This is a genomic window from Pseudomonas asuensis (assembly GCF_014646755.1).
Classification (GTDB): domain Bacteria; phylum Pseudomonadota; class Gammaproteobacteria; order Pseudomonadales; family Pseudomonadaceae; genus Chryseomonas; species Chryseomonas asuensis.
In genome coordinates, this window is the sequence record NZ_BMNW01000003.1 from 559,884 (window position 1) to 577,351 (window position 17,468).

General features: G+C 53.5%; 18 protein-coding genes and 1 pseudogene. 14 read left to right on the plus strand and 5 right to left on the minus strand.

All coding sequences use genetic code 11. From position 1 onward, the window contains the following. The first annotated feature begins 173 nt into the window (after positions 1-173). From IEX86_RS09380 to IEX86_RS09390, 3 genes are all read left to right on the plus strand, one after another. Positions 174-2,207, plus strand: coding sequence for an NADPH-dependent 2,4-dienoyl-CoA reductase (locus IEX86_RS09380; protein ID WP_188865855.1), 2,034 nt, complete (start codon positions 174-176; stop codon positions 2,205-2,207). A gap of 221 nt (positions 2,208-2,428) precedes the next feature. Then, positions 2,429-3,769 (plus strand): chromosome partitioning protein ParA, encoded by a 1,341-nt coding sequence (locus tag IEX86_RS09385; RefSeq protein WP_188865856.1) that lies wholly within the window; start codon positions 2,429-2,431, stop codon positions 3,767-3,769. Positions 3,770-3,798: 29 nt separating this feature from the next. Continuing rightward, entirely contained in the window at positions 3,799-4,704 is a 906-nt protein-coding gene (locus IEX86_RS09390; protein ID WP_188865891.1) for a 1-aminocyclopropane-1-carboxylate deaminase/D-cysteine desulfhydrase, read from the plus strand. A 1-nt stretch (position 4,705) separates the two neighbouring features. On the opposite strand, the gene IEX86_RS09395 is transcribed toward IEX86_RS09390, so the two are convergent. After that, positions 4,706-5,599, minus strand: a complete 894-nt coding sequence (locus tag IEX86_RS09395; protein WP_229685287.1) for a DUF1853 family protein — start codon at positions 5,597-5,599, stop codon at positions 4,706-4,708. Positions 5,600-5,702: 103 nt separating this feature from the next. Here IEX86_RS09395 and IEX86_RS09400 point away from each other — a divergent pair, with 103 nt between their 5' ends. The 4 genes from IEX86_RS09400 (at position 5,703) to prmB (ending at position 9,405) form a co-directional block, all read left to right on the plus strand. Further along, positions 5,703-6,587, plus strand: a complete 885-nt coding sequence (locus tag IEX86_RS09400) for an NAD(+) kinase (RefSeq protein WP_188865857.1) — start codon at positions 5,703-5,705, stop codon at positions 6,585-6,587. Beyond that, a complete protein-coding gene (locus tag IEX86_RS09405; RefSeq protein ID WP_188865858.1) occupies positions 6,587-7,558 on the plus strand; it encodes a metallophosphoesterase in 972 nt (323 codons plus the stop codon). Before IEX86_RS09400 ends, IEX86_RS09405 begins: the two co-directional genes overlap by 1 nt. Further along, the gene (locus IEX86_RS09410; protein WP_188865859.1) at positions 7,555-8,418 is read left to right on the plus strand and encodes a rhomboid family intramembrane serine protease; all 864 of its coding nucleotides are present in this window, start codon (positions 7,555-7,557) and stop codon (positions 8,416-8,418) included. The genes IEX86_RS09405 and IEX86_RS09410 overlap by 4 nt, the downstream gene beginning before the upstream one ends. Positions 8,419-8,493: 75 nt before the next feature. After that, positions 8,494-9,405: a 50S ribosomal protein L3 N(5)-glutamine methyltransferase gene (gene prmB, locus IEX86_RS09415; protein WP_188865860.1), complete on the plus strand. Its 912-nt coding sequence runs from the start codon at positions 8,494-8,496 to the stop codon at positions 9,403-9,405. Positions 9,406-9,422: 17 nt separating this feature from the next. On the opposite strand, the gene IEX86_RS09420 is transcribed toward prmB, so the two are convergent. Beyond that, positions 9,423-10,532: a DNA topoisomerase IB gene (locus IEX86_RS09420; RefSeq protein WP_188865861.1), complete on the minus strand. Its 1,110-nt coding sequence runs from the start codon at positions 10,530-10,532 to the stop codon at positions 9,423-9,425. 62 nt (positions 10,533-10,594) lie between these two features. Continuing rightward, complete coding sequence (locus IEX86_RS09425) at positions 10,595-11,677, minus strand: patatin-like phospholipase family protein (protein ID WP_188865862.1); 1,083 nt, start codon at positions 11,675-11,677, stop codon at positions 10,595-10,597. A 174-nt stretch (positions 11,678-11,851) separates the two neighbouring features. Here IEX86_RS09425 and IEX86_RS09430 point away from each other — a divergent pair, with 174 nt between their 5' ends. The 7 genes and pseudogenes from IEX86_RS09430 (at position 11,852) to IEX86_RS09455 (ending at position 16,497) form a co-directional block, all read left to right on the plus strand. Beyond that, a complete protein-coding gene (locus IEX86_RS09430; protein WP_188865863.1) occupies positions 11,852-12,160 on the plus strand; it encodes a PepSY domain-containing protein in 309 nt (102 codons plus the stop codon). Between the two features lie 2 nt (positions 12,161-12,162). Further along, positions 12,163-12,474, plus strand: coding sequence for a PepSY domain-containing protein (locus IEX86_RS09435; RefSeq protein ID WP_373290412.1), 312 nt, complete (start codon positions 12,163-12,165; stop codon positions 12,472-12,474). Then, on the plus strand, positions 12,474-13,139 hold the full coding sequence (locus IEX86_RS09440; RefSeq protein WP_188865865.1) for a response regulator transcription factor: 666 nt from the start codon (positions 12,474-12,476) through the stop codon (positions 13,137-13,139). Before IEX86_RS09435 ends, IEX86_RS09440 begins: the two co-directional genes overlap by 1 nt. Further along, on the plus strand, positions 13,136-14,461 hold the full coding sequence (locus IEX86_RS09445; protein ID WP_188865866.1) for a sensor histidine kinase: 1,326 nt from the start codon (positions 13,136-13,138) through the stop codon (positions 14,459-14,461). Before IEX86_RS09440 ends, IEX86_RS09445 begins: the two co-directional genes overlap by 4 nt. Before the next feature lie 93 nt (positions 14,462-14,554). Further along, entirely contained in the window at positions 14,555-14,773 is a 219-nt protein-coding gene (locus IEX86_RS24990; protein ID WP_229685288.1) for a hypothetical protein, read from the plus strand. A gap of 217 nt (positions 14,774-14,990) precedes the next feature. Further along, positions 14,991-15,113: pseudogene (locus IEX86_RS24995) on the plus strand (methyl-accepting chemotaxis protein); the annotation flags it as partial. Between the two features lie 325 nt (positions 15,114-15,438). Next, complete coding sequence (locus IEX86_RS09455) at positions 15,439-16,497, plus strand: AI-2E family transporter (RefSeq protein WP_188865867.1); 1,059 nt, start codon at positions 15,439-15,441, stop codon at positions 16,495-16,497. Positions 16,498-16,661: 164 nt separating this feature from the next. Here IEX86_RS09455 and IEX86_RS09460 read toward each other — a convergent pair whose 3' ends face one another. After that, positions 16,662-16,826: a hypothetical protein gene (locus IEX86_RS09460; RefSeq protein WP_188865868.1), complete on the minus strand. Its 165-nt coding sequence runs from the start codon at positions 16,824-16,826 to the stop codon at positions 16,662-16,664. An 88-nt stretch (positions 16,827-16,914) separates the two neighbouring features. Next, positions 16,915-17,468: hypothetical protein (locus IEX86_RS09465; protein ID WP_229685289.1), on the minus strand; the 554-nt coding region annotated here is incomplete at its 5' end.

The window sequence follows — 17,468 nt, forward strand, 5'->3', positions numbered from 1 at the left end:
TGAAAATTCCGTATCAGGGTAGGGAAAATGTTTTCAAAAGCCAAGCCAGGGTGTGCACCTTGGTTAATGAGTTGTCATTTACGGTGATTGAGTCTGATGGCGAGGCAGCTTATGTTTTTCCACATAACGCACCCATAACAAGCCTTTAGCCATCGGCTTTGGAGATACATCCCGTGACTGCCATCCATTACCCTCATCTACTTGAGCCACTCGACCTCGGCTTTACTCAGTTGCGCAACCGTACGTTGATGGGGTCGATGCATACGGGACTTGAGGAACGACCTGACGGCTTTGAGCGAATGGCGGCTTATTTTGCCGAGCGTGCCCGTGGCGGAGCCGGGCTCATTGTCACTGGCGGGATTGCCCCTAACGAAGAGGGTGCAGTGTATGGCGGCGCAGCCAAACTTACGACGGAAGAGGAGGCTGGTCGTCATAAGGTAGTCACTCAGGCCGTTCATGACCATGATGGAAAGATTTGCCTGCAGATCCTTCACGCAGGACGTTATGCCTATACGCCAAAGCTTGTCGCACCTTCCGCCTTGCAGGCACCTATCAATCCTTTTAAGCCAAGAGCGCTGACTACCGAAGAGGTCTACCAGCAAGTCGATGACTATGTCCGTTGCGCTCAGCTGGCTCAAATGGCGGGTTATGACGGTGTAGAGGTAATGGGGTCAGAGGGATATTTCATCAACCAATTCATCGTAGCGCGGACCAACCACCGTGAAGACGAATGGGGGGGATGTTATGAGAACCGTATTCGCCTGGCTGTAGAGATCGTGCGGCACATTCGGGCGGCTGTGGGCGACGCTTTTATTATCATTTTTCGCTTGTCCATGCTGGATCTCGTGGAGGAAGGCAGTAGCCCGGAAGAAATTGTGCAGCTGGCCCAGGCGATCGAGCAGGCTGGCGCTACGCTGATCAACACGGGAATTGGCTGGCATGAGGCACGTATTCCAACTATTGCCACGTTGGTGCCAAGAGGTGCGTTCAGTCAGGTGACTGCGCAGTTGAAGGGTAAGGTAACGATTCCTCTGATTGCCACCAATCGCATCAATATGCCTGAGACAGCAGAGCGCATATTGGCGGAGGGGCAAGCCGATATGGTATCGATGGCGCGCCCCTTTCTGGCTGATCCTGAGTTTGTTATCAAGGCTGCGGCGGGGCGTGCAGACGAGATCAATACGTGTATCGCCTGCAACCAGGCCTGCCTGGATCACACCTTTGCTGGCAAGCTGACCAGCTGTCTGGTCAACCCAAGAGCTTGTCATGAGACTGAGCTTAACTATACACCTGCCAGCCAGGTCAAGCGTATCGCAGTGATTGGCGCAGGGCCTGCAGGCTTGGCCGCCGCTACTATAGCGGCACAACGAGGGCACTCAGTAACCTTGTTCGAACGTGCGCAGGTTATTGGAGGGCAATTCAATATAGCCAAGCGTATACCGGGCAAGGAGGAATTCAGCGAAACGCTACGCTACTTTGGCAAGCGCCTGGAGATTACTGGCGTCACTGTGAGGCTGGGGCATGAAGTGAAAGCTGAAGAGCTGATACAAGAGGACTATGACGAAATCATTCTGGCTACTGGAATCGTGCCTCGTACGCCATCCATCCCTGGCATCGAGCATCCTTCCGTCATCAGTTATCTGGATGCGATATATGGACACAGGGAGGTGGGTAGACGTGTAGCCGTAATCGGGGCGGGAGGAATTGGGTTTGATGTAGCCGAATTCGTTACCCATCAGGCGCCTATGGATACCTTGAGCCTGGTGGCTTTCTGGCGTGAGTGGGGTATCGATACGATGCTGCAGGCTAGAGGGGGTGTCATGGGCATTTCTCCTCAACCTGTACTGCCTGCTCGAGAGGTTTATCTATTACAGCGCAAGGCGTCCAAGATGGGTGAAGGGCTAGGGAAGACCACGGGCTGGATTCATCGGACCAGCCTAAAACATCGTCAGGTAAAGATGCTGAACGGCGTCGAGTACCTTCGCATTGACGATGAGGGACTACATATTCGTATAGGCGATGAAATTCGGGTTTTGGCTGTTGATACCATTATTGTCTGCGCGGGACAGGAACCCAAGCGGGACTTGCTGGATGCACTGTCCTTGGCTGGGCGCCATGTGCATATTATTGGTGGAGCAGATGTGGCAGCAGAACTGGATGCCAAACGGGCCATTAATCAGGGAGCACGCCTGGCTGCAATCCTATAGTGGCCCAGCTGCGCCTATAGAAACGGCTGACTAAATAATAATGTGCACAGCTGCAGAGCTGTTCACATAAGCCACCTAGTCTTTTAAATGAAAGGCCCTAGACTGTAGCGATGGGTTTAGGGCTAATGTGCCTTAAGTAATGTGCTGTGCTGTCCGGTTGTACGTCCGGTGCCAAGGCGCCTGTGAGTCATGCGCTTTTCCAATGGGTCGAGGACTGCCCCATGAATACATTGAATCAGGCTCAACGAGCCGAAGCGGTACTGTTCTTTGATGAAGAGGGATCAGTCATCAAAGAAATGCTTTATCACGAATTTGAGGCGTTGCTGGATGCTTTCTTTGCACTGCCCCAGTTCGCTCAGCAGCGTGTTCAGTTGGCTTATGTAACGATTGATCTGCAGCTGTGCATCCGTTCGTGTGTGTTTTTCTATCTGGACTTCACCTCTACAGGTGCTGCAGACCCCAACTGGAATATTCCGTTACGCGAAATGGCCGAGCGGGCCGGGCGTGGTCCTGATCTGGGTGCTGGGCCAATCAGACTCGCTTGCCGTAGTCAGTGTCCGATTTCCTGGCATCAGCCCAGCCTGTGGGATCCTGCACTTGTCTCAGGTCGAAATGATCTGATTGAACTTCGAGAGTGCATCAAGCGTAATCAGTTGGGATTGGCCCGTACCGAGGCAGTGGTTGATCAGGTCAAGCCTGAGCAACTTCATATGGCTGAAGAGCATCAATGGTATGTTCAAGAGCCTTCAGTCTCGGCGGTGCACGTGGATCTGGCTGCTCTTGAGCAGGAACACCAAGCGAAAATGGAGCACCTGGTGCGTCAGCAGCGGTTGCGCATCCTCGCACTGACTCGAAAGCATGAGGAAGAGTTGGTCCAGCTCAAGCGGGAAACTGAGCAACTGCAGACTGCATTGACCGAGCAGGAGCGTATGAACGCTACGCTCATGACACGGCTAGAGCAGGAAGCCAGTCAATATCGCTTGACCCGAAACGAGCTGACCCAACAGCTGCGCGCACTGGAAAAGAACAGTGAATACAAGATTGAAGCCTTCAAAATTCAGTTTGACGCCGAGCAGCAGGCCCGTATTGAGTCAGCGGTTGCTGATTACAAGGAGCAATTAGCTATCCGTGAGGTGGAGCTGGCCTACCGGGAAGAGCTGGACTCGCAGCTAGAGGATGAGATCGAGCAGCTCAAGGTAAAATGCGCCAGGCTTGAAGCTGAAAGTGGTAGCAAATTATTGGAGCGAATGGCAGGCAGTGGTGTGATATTTGTGACTTATCAGCCCGGTGCAGGGCATATTACGCTGTCACGCACCGATGTCCTGCAGTTTATTGAAAGTCCATTGGCTTACATTGCCATGCGCTGCCGGGTTACACAGCCGCATTATGAACAGTGGCTTTCTCATTATAAACACCCCGTTTGCCAAAGGACTTTACCGGGCGGCAAGCCGTGTAATACCCCGCTTCAGCGTGTCGAGTCACCTCGTCAGTTCATTCGGGGGGAGTCTGACTGCTGTCTTCCGCACCAAACGACCATATTCCTGAAAAATCAGGCAGGCTAGTGTTTGACTTAGGGGTAAAAGAGCCGCCATTGCAGGAGGTAGCAACAGACTGGCTGGCCAGGGCGGGTGTTCGGCTGGCACTGTTGCGCCTTGATGAAGTGGATCCTCTGGTCTCAGGTAACAAAAGCTACAAGCTGGCGGCCTACCTCAGACAGGCCCGCACCGAGGGGGCCGCTGGATTGATCAGCCTCGGTGGTGCTCACTCCAATCACCTGCATGCACTTGCTGCAGCAGGGCGGCGGCTCGACTTGCAAACCGTTGGACTGCTAAGAGGCGAGCCTCAAGATACGCCGACGACCGACGATCTGCGTAAGTGGAAAATGGAGCTGCACTGGTTGGGATATGGAGGTTACCGGGCCCGGCATGATGATGATTTCTGGCAGAACTGGCTGGCGCGCTATCCAGGCTACTTGCCGATCCCTGAAGGGGGCGGCGGTTACCTTGGCATGCAAGGATGTGCGCCGTTGGTGGCTTATCTTCAGACGCAGCTAAATAAGATTGGCTGGTCTGATTATGATGAGCTTTGGGTAGCAGCAGGTACTGGAACAACAGTAGCGGGTTTGGCTGTAGGGGAGTCTGGAAGGCATCCGGTTGTAGGTACGCTTTCTGTCCCTTTGAGTTACAACGTCCCGCAGCAGGTGGCTCAATGGCTAGATGATGCAGGCCAGTCTGATGCGGATGTTCGCTGGCTCGATGCCAGCCTGGGCGGATTTGCACGTATCGATACAGCGTTGGCTAGCTTCATGGCATCGTTCGAGGCAGACACTCAGGTGCTTCTTGAGCCCCTCTATACCGGTAAACTGTTGTTGGCACTTCGCCGGGAAATTGAGGCGGGACATGTTCCGCCAGGGCGACGCATTGTGGCTGTACACACAGGTGGGCTACAGGGACGGCGAGCTATGCAACCACGGCTGCAGACATTGCTGGAGTTGTAGGTCAGTGCGAGGTGTTGTCAGGCAAGGGCCATGATTGAGGTACCCAGAACAAGCGACGGTCCTCAGAGCCTTGCTCATTAAAATGGACAAGTAATCGAGGCCAATGCGGCTCGCTACTGAAGTCAAAAAGGGTATGCCCATCGTTTCTGTGCGCAGGTGCAAGCCAGCGGTGTTTGGGGAGCAGTCTCCATGCGCGCTTATCACCGGGCACGAGCTCACCAAAGCGTTGCCAAAGCCCCCGCTGATGGTACGTCGAGCAGCTGGGAAACGGCGTAGCGCCTGAGGGTGGGTAGAAGAGGTAGCCGCTCATCCAGAACCAGGACTGTATAGACGCGATACCGAGCGTCTTGAGCAGGACTTGTGCTTCCGATGTATGTGACAGGGGTAATTGCCGGCCAAGAAAGTGACTTAGCTTGCGTTCGAGGCGGTCTTCGCCGCCAGGGCCAAGCCAGTCAGGTAACTGTGGCAGTCCTGTAGCCAGATAGTATTTAACCGCTACTTCCAGGTGATGAACACCCTGATCGTCTCGGAATAGTAAGTCGAGTTCTCCTAGCGTCTGAGCCGCTGTACGAAGGGGCAAATTAGCGCCTAAAAGGTCAACTCCCGGTGCATGAGCAAGAGCAAACTGCCAGAGCCGTTCATAATAACGGCCGAGTCGGCGGTCGTTTCCCTGCGCAAGCCACTCTGTTAACTGACCAGGCTTGCGATCAAGTTCATGCAGCCAGTCGGCTAATTTGTCGGGTTTTGCTGTCCAATCGCTTGCAGTCAAAGGATGACGCTGCTCTGCGCGATCCAGGAGGGGTGGCGAAGTGATCACCCAGGCCATGTCGCGCACTGCTGGATCACAGAGCGCGTAAGGCAATGCGGCCAATGTTTGGAATGGATTGCTCATCATTCAAGCATACGCCGAGTTGGGCAAAGGTGTACGGTTTGCTGCATCTTGCTGCTTGCCCGCATAATTTATTGACATTCCTGCCATAGAAGGGCTGCGGCCACGTATGGATTCTTTTCAGAAAATCGGCATTATCGGCCGTTTGGGTAGTACTCAAGTACTGGATACCATTCGCCGGCTCAAAAAGTTTTTATTGGAGCGGCGGCTGCATGTCATTCTGGAGGACATTATCGCCGAGGTCATGCCGGGCCATGGTCTGGAGACCTGCTCGCGCAAAACCATGGGTGAGATATGCGACCTGGTCATTGTAGTGGGAGGAGATGGCAGTCTTCTGGGAGCGGCACGTGTGCTGGCGCGCCCCCGTGTGCCTGTTCTGGGTATCAACCGAGGCAACCTTGGGTTTTTGACTGATATCCGCCCGGATGAACTTGAGATCAAGGTTGCAGAGGTCCTTGAGGGGCAATATATCGTTGAGACACGTTTTCTTCTAGACGCCTTTGTCTGTCGCGAGGGAGAAACGATTGGGCAAGCCGATGCCTTGAATGATGTTGTTCTGCATCCTGGCAAATCGACGCGCATGATTGAGTTTGCACTGCATATCGATGGCAAGTTTGTCTGTGCTCAAAAAGCAGATGGCCTTATCGTCGCAACGCCTACAGGCTCGACGGCCTACGCGCTGTCAGCGGGCGGGCCTATCATGCATCCCAAGTTGGATGCGATTGTTATCGTGCCGATGTACCCGCATACCTTGTCCAGTCGCCCAATTGTGGTGAGTGGGGACAGCGAGCTGAAAATCGTGGTGTCGCCGAACATGCAGATCTATCCGCAGGTCTCATGTGATGGACAGAATCATCTTAATTGCGCGCCTGGTGACGTCGTAACTATCCAGAAAAAACCGCATAAACTGCGACTCGTCCACCCGCTGGATCACAATTATTACGAGGTTTGCCGGACGAAGCTCGGCTGGAGCAGCCGTCTGGGGAATGATTGATGCTTGACCCTGATCGTGGCTATGACCTGATAGGCGATATTCACGGCTGTGCTCACGTGCTTGAACGTTTGCTGGATCAAATGGGGTATCGCCAACACAAGGGTGTCTGGCAACACCCGCGAAGAATGGCTCTTTTTTTAGGAGATATTCTTGATCGCGGACCTCATGTCCGAGAGTCGCTGCACTGCATTCATGACATGGTAGAGGCAGGCCATGCCATGTGCCTGCTGGGTAATCATGAGATCAATGCTTTGAGCTGGCATACACCAGCGCCACCGGAAAGCCGTAAACGCTATGTTCGTGAGCATACATCTCGTTACGAGCAGGTTATCCAGACGACTTTGGGGCAGTTTGATCATCATTCTGGAGAATGGGATGATTTTCTGAAGTGGCTGTATGAATTGCCTTTGTATATTGATGCAGGGCGCTTCAGGTTGGTACATGCCTATTGGGATTCACCCTTGATCGCCGCTATCAATGAGGTTTATCCAGAAGGGTACATCGATGAGCAATTCATTCAACAGTCGGCTATCCCTGGGAGCCTGGCAAATCGTGCCTGCTCACGGTTGCTTAATGGGGTTTCCTTGCCGCTGCCTAACGGGATGCAGATGACGGGTCGGGATGGGTTTACGCGTGGTCGATTCCGTACCAAATTCTGGGAGGAAGATCCGCAGACGTATGGTGATGTGGTGTTTCAACCTGATGGTCTGCCAGATGACATAGCCTGCGAGCGACTTAGTGAGGCTGAGAAGTCCAGCCTGATGTGTTACGGCATTGATGAGCCACTGTTATTTATTGGCCACTACTGGCTGGAGGGCCACCCCGAACCGATACGGCCTAATCTGGCCTGTCTGGATTACAGTGCTGTGAAGAATGGAAAGCTGGTGGCATATCGCCTGGATCAGGAAACTCAGCTGGATCCACAGAAGTTTGTATGGATCGATGTACCGGCACTGGGAGGTGCAACATGAATGCTCAGCCTGCCCTGCGTGTGGGGCTTGAGACAGATCTGCTGGGATTTACGCAGTTACTCCGGCGCTTGCACATTCCTCATCGAGTCACCGAGGAGCGTGATGCACAGGTTGTGTGGGTAACCGATTCGGGCCTGGTGGATGAGGTACGTAATCTTTACGCCCGTTATCCGCAGGGCGATACAGTTGGTGAGGTCATTGCGGCTCGCCCCTCGGTAACCGGGCCTGGCTTCAAAGCGCAGCTGCAAGCAAGCCCCGTCACTGCAAGTGTCTTGCTCATTACAATGGTAGTCGCTGCAATCACGCTGCTGGGTGACCGCTATGAGGCCGTACGCTGGCTGACTTTTCTGGACTTTCGGCTTTACGACAGTTACATCGAGTTTTACCCCATCGCCTATACCATCGAGCAGAGCCAGTGGTGGCGATTCGTATCGCCAATGTTTTTGCATTTTGGTGTGCTGCATCTGGCCATGAACTCCTTGTGGTACTGGGAGTTGGGGCGACGTATCGAGTTTCGCCAAAAGGGTGTGATGCTGCTGGCGTTAACGATACTGTTCTCGTTAGCCGCTAACCTTGTCCAGTATTGGTGGAGCGGTCCGGCTCTGTTTGGCGGATTGTCCGGTGTGCTTTATGGCTTGCTTGGCCATTGTTGGCTGTTTCAGCTGTTAGCACCTACACCTGCGTATCGGATGCCTAAAGGCGTTGTCATCATGATGCTCGCCTGGCTGGGAATCTGTCTGACCGGTGCCATCGATATCCTCGGCTTTGGCGCCATTGCCAATGGTGCTCATGTAGGCGGGCTGCTGGCTGGCTGTATGACAGGCATTGTAGGCGGTCTGATTGCCAGGGCACGTCGTTAACGTATAGGAATGCCTGTCCGCCGTTCCGCGGGTGAGGTTGCAAGGCTACACTATGCTGCTGAAAAGGAGCCTTAGATGACTGAATCCCGTTTGCGCACTCTTCGTGACTATATCCGTTGGGCTGTGAGCCGTTTCCATGCCGAAGGGCTTTATTTTGGCCATGGCACCGACAATGCGTGGGACGAAGCCAGACAGTTGGTGCTGGGAGCACTGCATCTGCCATGGGAAATATCCGACAGCTATCTGGATTGCCGACTTGAGGATGATGAGCGCTACGCTTTGAGCGTTATGCTTCACCGGCGTATTGAAGAGCGTATTCCTGCAGCCTATCTGCTAGGCGAGGCGTGGTTCTGCGGGTTGCCGTTTGTGGTTGATGAGCGTGTTCTGGTGCCCCGTTCGCCGATTGCCGAATTAATCGATACTCGTTTTGCGCCCTGGCTACCCCACGAACCCGCACGTATCCTGGACCTTTGCACCGGATCGGGATGTATTGGAATTGCCTGTGCCTATGCTTTCCCTAAGGCCGAAGTAGCACTCGCGGACCTCTCTTATGAGGCGCTGGAAGTGGCTTGGCAGAACATCGAGCGTCACAATCTTGAGGATCGGGTTTATACGGTGCAGGGGGATGGGTTCGCTGGGCTGCCAGGGCAGCGTTTCGACCTGATTGTTTCCAATCCCCCTTACGTGGATGCAGAAGACTTTGCCGATATGCCGGCCGAGTATCACCACGAGCCGGAAATGGGGCTTGCCTGTGGTTCAGATGGGCTGGATCTGGTACGCAGGATGTTGGCCGAGGCCGCGGATCATCTCACCGAAACGGGTTTGTTGATCGTTGAAGTGGGTAATAGTCAGGTCCATGTTGAGGAGCTCTACCCTGAGGTGGATTTCACATGGCTTGAGTTTGAGCAGGGAGGTCATGGTGTGTTCTTACTCGCCGCCAAGCAATGTCGCGAGCATCAGGCACTGTTTCAAAGCCGCCTCAAGTAGACGGCCTTGAGTGATGCTTAGGCCGCCTGCGTCTTTTCGACCAGGCGTTCTAAAAACATCAGAAGAGCGACTTCTTCCTCCCGTAATCCCTTGCGTTTGCGTGGCTTAGGTAGCGAGCCCAGTTCTCCGGCTATAAAAGCATCCATTACGCCTGGGTGGATATAGCACTTGCGGCATACTGCAGGTGTATTACCCAGCGTACTGGACACGCTCTTGACCATCTCCTGTAGATGCTTTTTGGCTTCGGTCTGGGTCTCGTAACGCAGTGACTTGAGCGTGGATAGCGCCAAGGCACTGCCTGCCCAAGTACGGTAATCCTTTGCTGTAAAGTCAGCTCCGCTGAGTTCGTGCAGATAGGCATTTACATCTGATGAGGTGACAGTATGCCGCTCGCCATCATCGTCCAGATATTGAAAAAGATGTTGGCCGGGCAATTCAAGGCAGCGTTTAACGGTGCGCGCAAGTTTTGGATCGGTCAACTTGATATTGTGTTCGACGCCGCTCTTGCCACGGAAGTGAAAGCGAATTGTATTGCCAGTGACATCGGCATGGCGGTTACGCAATGTGGTCAGCCCGTATGACTTGTTACTTTTGGCATACTGCTGATTACCTACCCGGATCAAGGTGGCATCTAGCAAGCTGATAACGGTTGCCATTACCTTTTCCCGGCTAAGCTTGCGTTGAGCCAAGTGCTCTTCGATTCGCTTACGCAGCTTGGGCAGAGCATTGCCGAACTCCAGCATACGTTCGTATTTGTCAGTATCTCGGATTTCACGCCAGCGTGGGTGATAGCGATACTGTTTGCGGCCGCGGGCATCCCGGCCTGTAGCCTGTAAATGTCCGCAGGGGTCTGCACAGATCCATACATCCGTATAGGCCGGTGGAATGGCTAGTTTATTGATACGGTCGATTTCAGCCTGATCTCGAATGCGCTCGCCCTGAGGGTCCAGATAAACGAATTTACCTCGTAGCTTTTTACGCCGAAGGCCTGGCTGCGTGTCGTCTACATAGTGAAGATCCGGGGGTAGCGGAGGACACAGGACTGTACCTGTATCGTCATGCTCGTTTTTAGGCGCGGGTAACGTACCTTCAGCGGTTGGCGGAATAAATGAGGCACTCTCTGACATGAAAACACCGGCTATGGACTGCTTTCTATGAAGACCGCATGGCCAGTAGCCGGTTCGTCGTTCTAGACGAGAGGCAATACGCGATCCTTTAGCTGACCACTTTCTGCAAGCTCTAAAAACTCATCACCCAGCCGTTGGCTTTCTGCCATAGCTCTATGCCAGTGGCGCTGACGTGTGGCCGGATCAGCTGCGTAACGGGTGAAATCCTTGCGATCAGGTAGTTTTCGATTAGGAAGCCGTTCAAGGTAAGACCTGGAAGGGGCTATCAGCACGACATTTCGCAAATTATAGGCATTGGCCTTGCGCCAGAAGACGCCTTTATCAAACCAGCCGGGAATGACGCGTTCGATAAAATGCGGATAGAGGACAATGTCATTGCCTCTATAGGGAAGATCCAAGTGATAGTCGAGCAATCCGCCGTCACGGTAAGTGCCAGAAGCAAAACCAGGGATATCCCTTACCCCCTCCATGACGAGTGGAATAGAGCCTGAAGCCAATAGAGATTGGCGAAGGTTGTCAGGTCGGAGCGCATGGTACTGCGTAGGAAAATCGTTCAAGTCATCTAGAGGCGGTTTCTGGCGCAGGTCATGCGCCACGATGCGACTAAAATGCCGAATCAGGCGAGACCGCGCAATGAGGTTATCGCGGATTACGGCGCCGAGGCCGAGGCTTAATGTTCGGCGCTGATCACTGGCCAGTGTACCCAGGGCCTGAACGATCATGATGTTCAGGCGATAGCTTGGGGCCGTCAGGATGGCTTCGTCACGGCCTTTCAGTAGCTCATCCAGCATGGACTCGCAAATCTGACTGATTTGCCCGATTGCGATTCCTTTAGGGAAATTCAGCCCAGTATAGAGCTCCCCCAACTGGCGTAATGACTTGGCTGGGTCGGGCATGCAGATACAGGCGGAGCGCCAGGCACCAATAGAGGCGCCGATGAGCGCACGCACACGAGGTGAACGAGGCAGCCATTCACCAAAGAGTGCAATATCCAACCCTTGCAGGCCTAATGCCTTTGGACCTCCGGCAGCTCCTGGAATGATGCCCACATCCGCAGGGGAGAGTCCTTGCTTGCGAATATGCGCCAGTGCTTGTGCGCCTGCGCGAATAACAAGGGAGGAGGATTTAATATGAATAGCTGTCATGAGGGCTCCGTGTAGACAGCCAGTATACAAATGCGCCACGCCTATGCGAGCAGGGAATGGCATCGACTGTGGAAGACACATCTGCCTGTTGTGTAGTTCCAATATGAGATTAAGGCTGAATTAAGCCTGGCTCGTTAAGGTGAACTCATCTGGATAACTGATGAGGAGAAACATATGAAAGTACTGACTGCTGTAATCGCCGCCGCTACCTTGACGGCCATGACTGGCTTGGCTCAAGCCCGCGACCTGGGGCCTGATGAGGCAGTCAAGCTCCGCGACGCAGGTACCATCAAGTCCTTCGACGTATTGAATCAGGCGGCTATCGCTAAGCATCCTGGCTCGACAACGCACGACACTGAGCTGGAAGAAGAATATGGCCGCTATATCTATCAGGTTGAGCTGCGTGACCAGAAAGGTGTGACATGGGATCTGGAACTCGATGCTACAACAGGCGAAGTGCTCAAGGATGTACAAGACGATTGAGGTTGAGTGGCCGCTTCGTAAAAGGCCTGCTGGCGCTGACCTTGTTGTCCGCCAGCGGGCTTTCGAGCGCGCGTGATCTCGACCAGGACGAGGCGCTGCGGCTTCGTCAGGAGGGAAAGATTCGACCGCTGGAGCAGCTTATCAGTCAAGCCTATGCCCGTTATCCAAAGGCAACGCTACTGGAGGCAGAGCTTGAGGAAGAGGATGGCGTTTATGTTTATGAAATTGAGCTGTTGGTAGATAAGGGTGTTGTACGCGAGCTAGAGATTAGCGCTACCGATGGTACGATTTTGAAGGATGAGGTAGACGACTGATGCGTCTGTTATTAGTGGAAGATAGCGTTCCCTTGGCGGACGAGTTGATGGCCAGCCTGACACGGCAAGGCTACGCTGTGGATTGGCTGGCTGATGGCCGTGATGCTGCTTATCAAGGGGCGGTTGAACCGTACGACCTTATCGTGCTTGATCTGGGCCTTCCAGGCCGCTCGGGGCTGGATGTGCTTAAGGAGTGGCGTGCTCAAGGGCTTTCCACCCCAGTATTGATTCTGACGGCGCGCAGTGGATGGGCTGAGCGTATTGATGGCCTCAAGGCCGGCGCAGACGACTATCTCACCAAGCCGTTTCATCCAGAGGAGCTTTCCCTGCGTATCCAAGGGCTATTGCGGCGTGCTCGGGGGCTGGTGAATCAGCCTACTTTACAGGCAGCCGGCCTTAGCCTGGATGAGTCAAGACAATGCGTTAGTCGTGGCAACGAAAGCATTGAGCTGACCTCGGCAGAGTTCAGGCTGCTGCGTTACTTTATGCTGCATGCAGGGCAAATCCTGTCCAAAGGACACTTGGGAGAGCATCTTTACGATGGTGAAAGCGAGCGGGACTCCAACGTGATTGAGGTACATGTAAATCATCTCAGGCGTAAGCTGGGGCGAGACATTATCGAGACGCGGCGAGGGCAGGGTTACCGCTTTGGAACTTCAGCATGAGGTCTATCCAGCAGCGGCTAGGCATTGGGTTGGCCGCCGCGCTGTTAGTGTGTGGATTGCTGCTGATACTGGGCGCACGCTGGTTAGTCGATAATGCGCTAAGAGACTATCTGGGAAGTGGGCTTCAGACAGAAAGCGAAAATCTGTTGGTTGCTGTTGTGCGTGGGGCAAATGGCCTGCAACTGGATGAGCAACGTCTTAATCCTGCCTATCAGCGTCCTTTTTCCGGTCGTTACTTCGAAATCGATGCAGGAGAGCCTCGTTGGCGCTCCCGGTCATTATGGGATCATGTGCTTGAAAGGCCTACTCATGTAGGGCTGACCAGACATCTCATCAATGGCCCTGGAGATCAACAGCTCCTGGTCTATCGTGCGGATTATCAGCGGTGGGGGCAAAAGCTCAGCATTGTCGTTGCCCAGGACTATAACCCACTCCTGACCAGTTTTAGCCGAATGTTACGCCTAGGCGCTGGCATCGGCTTGGTTGCACTGATGGCTATTCTTTTCCTGCAACGGATTACGGTACGGCGTGCGCTAAAACCACTTGAGCGGGTCCGACATCAAATCGCTCAGCTACAACAGGGCCAGCGCAGCCAGCTGGATGCACATGTGCCCCAAGAGCTTGAGCTGTTGGTAGAACAGATCAACCATTTGCTGAGTCATACCGAGGACAACCTCAAGCGTGCCCGTCATGGTATTGGCAACCTCGGTCATGCCTTGAAAACGCCCCTGGCCGTGCTGATCAGTGTGGCGGAGCGCCAAGAGTTGAAAGCGCATCCTGAGCTGCAAAACACATTGCGCGATCAGCTTGAGCAGATCCAGCAGCGTCTTGAAAGGGAGCTGCGTAGGGCTCGTTTGGCGGGCGATCAGCTTCCGGGCGTGTATCTGGACTGCGAAGCCGAACTACCCTCATTGTGTACGATGCTCAAGCAGATCCATGGCCGCGAACTGACAATCTCCTATCATTTTGCTCCCGGGCTGAAGCTGCCTTGGGACCGTGAAGACCTGCTTGAGCTACTGGGTACGCTGCTGGATAACGCCTGCAAATGGGCGGACAATCAAGTAGAGCTAACTGTTTTGAAAAAGAAGGCATGCTATGAAGTCAGTATCGACGATGACGGGCCGGGCATTGCACCTGAATTAAGACGAGATATTCTCGAACGGGGAGCGCGCTTGGATGAAGGCGTTACTGGGCATGGCTTGGGCTTGGGTATCGCTCGCGATATTGTGGACAATTGCGGTGGAGCGCTCAGCTTGGAAAACAGCCCTATGGGGGGATTGAAGGTAGTGATCCGCTTGCCTCTTAGGGCGTCCAGTCAGTGATTGAATACCATTGATAGAAAGCTACCAGTTTTTCTTCATTCCGCTTCGCGTGGCCGAAAACCTTCTTAAATAACAACTTAAGAGGTCTCAGTCATGAGTTTAAAAGCCAAGGTGCTCATGCCTGCGCTTCTATCTGCCGTGATTACTATCCTGATCATCAGCGATATTTCTTATGTCATATTGAGCCACAAAGCCGAGCTGGACATACAGACAATGCGCGATCGCTTGATGGAGCAAAGCAACGTAACCCTGAATAACTACGTACAGGTTGCGCTGACAGCCGTTAAATCGTATCTACGATGCTTCGGCTGATGGCGATCAGGCAGCCCGTGCTGAGGCCATCAGGTTCTTGTCTAATATCACCTATGGCAAGGACGGATATATGTTTGGTTATGATTCCAATGTGGTTCGCCTCTTCAAAGGCAGCGGCCCAGACGGCATAGGCAAAAGCTTTCGCGATAACAGGATCCCAACGGGGTTTATCTGACCAAGAGCTGGTTCGCGTAGGTAGGGAGGGCACTCATTTAATGTGCTTGATGTCATTCGCTCCATTGCTGAGCAGACCAATCTGCTCGCTCTAAACGCTGCTACCGAGGCGGCCCGTGCCGGTGAGGCCGGTCGTGGTTTTGCCGTCGCTGGAGGCTTCGCTCGAAACCATAAGCCATCTGATTAGTACCATTAATGCCTTGATCGCCAGCGCGGCCGAAAAGTAGACGGCGGTTCTGAAGAGATCAACCGCAGCGTTCACGAGATTGCTGGCGCTGTCGAAAGCATGACAACAGGTTTTGAGCAGAGCGCCGCTACGACCCAGGGATTGGTGTCTCTTGGGGACCGCCTACACGGGCTGGTCAAGCAATTCCGCGTTTAAATCAATCATCCTGAAGGCTCTGATTAGGGCCCTCAGGAACAAGTTCGTGGTTTTCAGTGTTCTAACCCAAAGCGGCGTTTGTTGCTCTTGAACTGAACTTGGAACCCTGATGAAAAGCACGCGACTTGAAAACAGAACGTTTATTCTTCTCCTGATTTTTGTCTCGATCGCATTTGCCTGGATTCTGCTGCCTTACTATGGCGCAGTCTTTTGGGGTGCGATTTTGGCGATTATTTTCGCCCCTATGCAGCGCTGGTTTCTTAAGCGCTACAACAACCGTAAAAATCTTGCGGCGTTAAGCAGCTTGGGCGTATGCCTGCTTATTGTCATTTTGCCAGTCACTGTAATCAGTATATCCCTTGCTCAGGAAGGCAGTGCGCTATATCAAAGGGTCAACAGCGGGCAGCTTAACTTTGGCGAATACTTTCAGCATATGTGGCAGTCGCTACCAAACGGCATTAAAAGCATATTGCATAGATTTGATATTACCGATCCAGAAAGTATTCGTGAGCGCCTGACGCAAAGCGTTGCCCAGGGTAGTCAGGCATTGGCAAGCAGAGCCTTGTTGGTAGGGCAGGGAACGTTCCAGTTGGTCATCAGCTTTGGCATCATGCTGTACCTTCTGTTTTTCCTGCTTCGTGATGGGCAATACCTTGTCGGTTTGATCCGCAAGGCCATCCCGTTGAGTGAGATCCACAAGCGCAGTCTGCTGCGCAAGTTCACTGCTGTTATCCGCGCCACGGTAAAGGGCAACATTATTGTGGCAATTGTTCAAGGCGCTTTGGGTGGGTTTATCCTTGGTGTACTAGGCGTTGAGGCTGCGGTTCTCTGGGGTGTAGTAATGGCGTTCCTGTCCTTGCTGCCTGCGGTAGGGGCTGGATTGATCTGGGGGCCGGTGGCTGCTTATTTCCTGTTAACCGGTTCGGTATGGCAGGGAGTTGTGTTGATTTTATTCGGGGTGATCGTTATTGGTCTGGTCGATAACATCCTTCGCCCTATCCTGGTAGGCAAGGACACCAAGCTGCCCGACTATGCGGTACTGATCTCTACCTTGGGAGGAATGTCACTGTTTGGCCTCAACGGGTTTGTTATCGGTCCGCTGGTGGCTGCACTCTTCATGTCGGTGTGGGACCTCTTCATGCACCGTGAAGAGGAACAAAGTTCGTAGGCAATAAAAAAGCCCCATCAATGAACTGACCCCCGAAAGTTGGACATCAGAAGTGGGCTTTAAAGCGTAGCTAACTCAGTGCTTTGAGTTAGCTACGCTGCTTATCCTCTCTATCCGGTAGAGATTGGGACTCACGTTGAGAGGACCTCAAGGGAGTCATTGTTTTACCCTTTTGTTTTTAAATCCTCTATCACAGCCTGTCGCTCTTCTTCAGGCTTTTTGGCTAGCGCTTGCATGTCGATAGCGCTATGGCCTGCTTTATGAAGTTTCTCGCCGTTCTCCAAAACGAAACCACGTACCTCCTCAGTCTCTTCGGCTAGCATCAGCATGGTGTAGGCGTTATGGCCTGCCGCGTGAAGGGTCGCGCCAAGGTAAACGGAAAGCCTGTGAGCCTTAGCTAGCTCCTCGCATCGCTCGTTAAAGCGCGATGCCTAGACGCCTCAGTTTAGCTTCTCGCTCGGCGGCAGGCTGTGCGGCCAAGTCGTTCATGGCAAAACTGTCATAGCCTGCGGCCTTTAGCGTCTGGCCGTGAGTTACGACAAAAGTTCTCCCGGCGGCAGGCTGTGTGGCCAAGTCGTTCATGGCAAAACTGTCATAGCCTGCGGCCTTTAGCGTCTGGCCGTGAGTTAAGACAAAAGTTCGCTCGGCGGCAGGCTGTGCGGCCAAGTCGTTCATGGCATAACCGTCATAGCCTGCGGCCTTTAGCGTCTGGCCGTGGGTTAAGACAAAAGTTTGCTCGGCGGCAGGCTGTGCGGCCAAGGCGTTCATGGCATAACCGTAATAGTCTGCGGCCTTTAGCGTCTGGCCGTGAGTTAAGACAAAAGTTTGCTCGGCGGCAGGCTGTGCGGCCAAGTCGTTCATGACATAACCGTTATAGCCTGCGGCCTTTAGCGTCTGGGCATTGGTCAGGACAAAGGTTTGCTCGGCGGCAGGCTGTGCGGCCAAGTCGTTCATGGCATCACCGTTATAGC

Bases quoted from the DNA above. Each gene is read 5' to 3' on its own strand.
- prmB (WP_188865860.1), top strand. From the start codon at position 8,494: ATGACTGAATCCCGTTTGCGCACTCTTCGTGACTATATCCGTTGGGCT.
- IEX86_RS09425 (WP_188865862.1), bottom strand. From the start codon at position 11,677: ATGACAGCTATTCATATTAAATCCTCCTCCCTTGTTATTCGCGCAGGC.
- IEX86_RS09405 (WP_188865858.1), top strand. From the start codon at position 6,587: ATGCTTGACCCTGATCGTGGCTATGACCTGATAGGCGATATTCACGGC.
- IEX86_RS09440 (WP_188865865.1), top strand. From the start codon at position 12,474: ATGCGTCTGTTATTAGTGGAAGATAGCGTTCCCTTGGCGGACGAGTTG.
- IEX86_RS09420 (WP_188865861.1), bottom strand. From the start codon at position 10,532: ATGTCAGAGAGTGCCTCATTTATTCCGCCAACCGCTGAAGGTACGTTA.
- IEX86_RS09410 (WP_188865859.1), top strand. From the start codon at position 7,555: ATGAATGCTCAGCCTGCCCTGCGTGTGGGGCTTGAGACAGATCTGCTG.
- IEX86_RS09395 (WP_229685287.1), bottom strand. From the start codon at position 5,599: ATGATGAGCAATCCATTCCAAACATTGGCCGCATTGCCTTACGCGCTC.
- IEX86_RS09430 (WP_188865863.1), top strand. From the start codon at position 11,852: ATGAAAGTACTGACTGCTGTAATCGCCGCCGCTACCTTGACGGCCATG.
- IEX86_RS09385 (WP_188865856.1), top strand. From the start codon at position 2,429: ATGAATACATTGAATCAGGCTCAACGAGCCGAAGCGGTACTGTTCTTT.
- IEX86_RS24990 (WP_229685288.1), top strand. From the start codon at position 14,555: ATGAGTTTAAAAGCCAAGGTGCTCATGCCTGCGCTTCTATCTGCCGTG.
- IEX86_RS09460 (WP_188865868.1), bottom strand. From the start codon at position 16,826: ATGCTGATGCTAGCCGAAGAGACTGAGGAGGTACGTGGTTTCGTTTTG.
- IEX86_RS09400 (WP_188865857.1), top strand. From the start codon at position 5,703: ATGGATTCTTTTCAGAAAATCGGCATTATCGGCCGTTTGGGTAGTACT.
- IEX86_RS09445 (WP_188865866.1), top strand. From the start codon at position 13,136: ATGAGGTCTATCCAGCAGCGGCTAGGCATTGGGTTGGCCGCCGCGCTG.
- IEX86_RS09455 (WP_188865867.1), top strand. From the start codon at position 15,439: ATGAAAAGCACGCGACTTGAAAACAGAACGTTTATTCTTCTCCTGATT.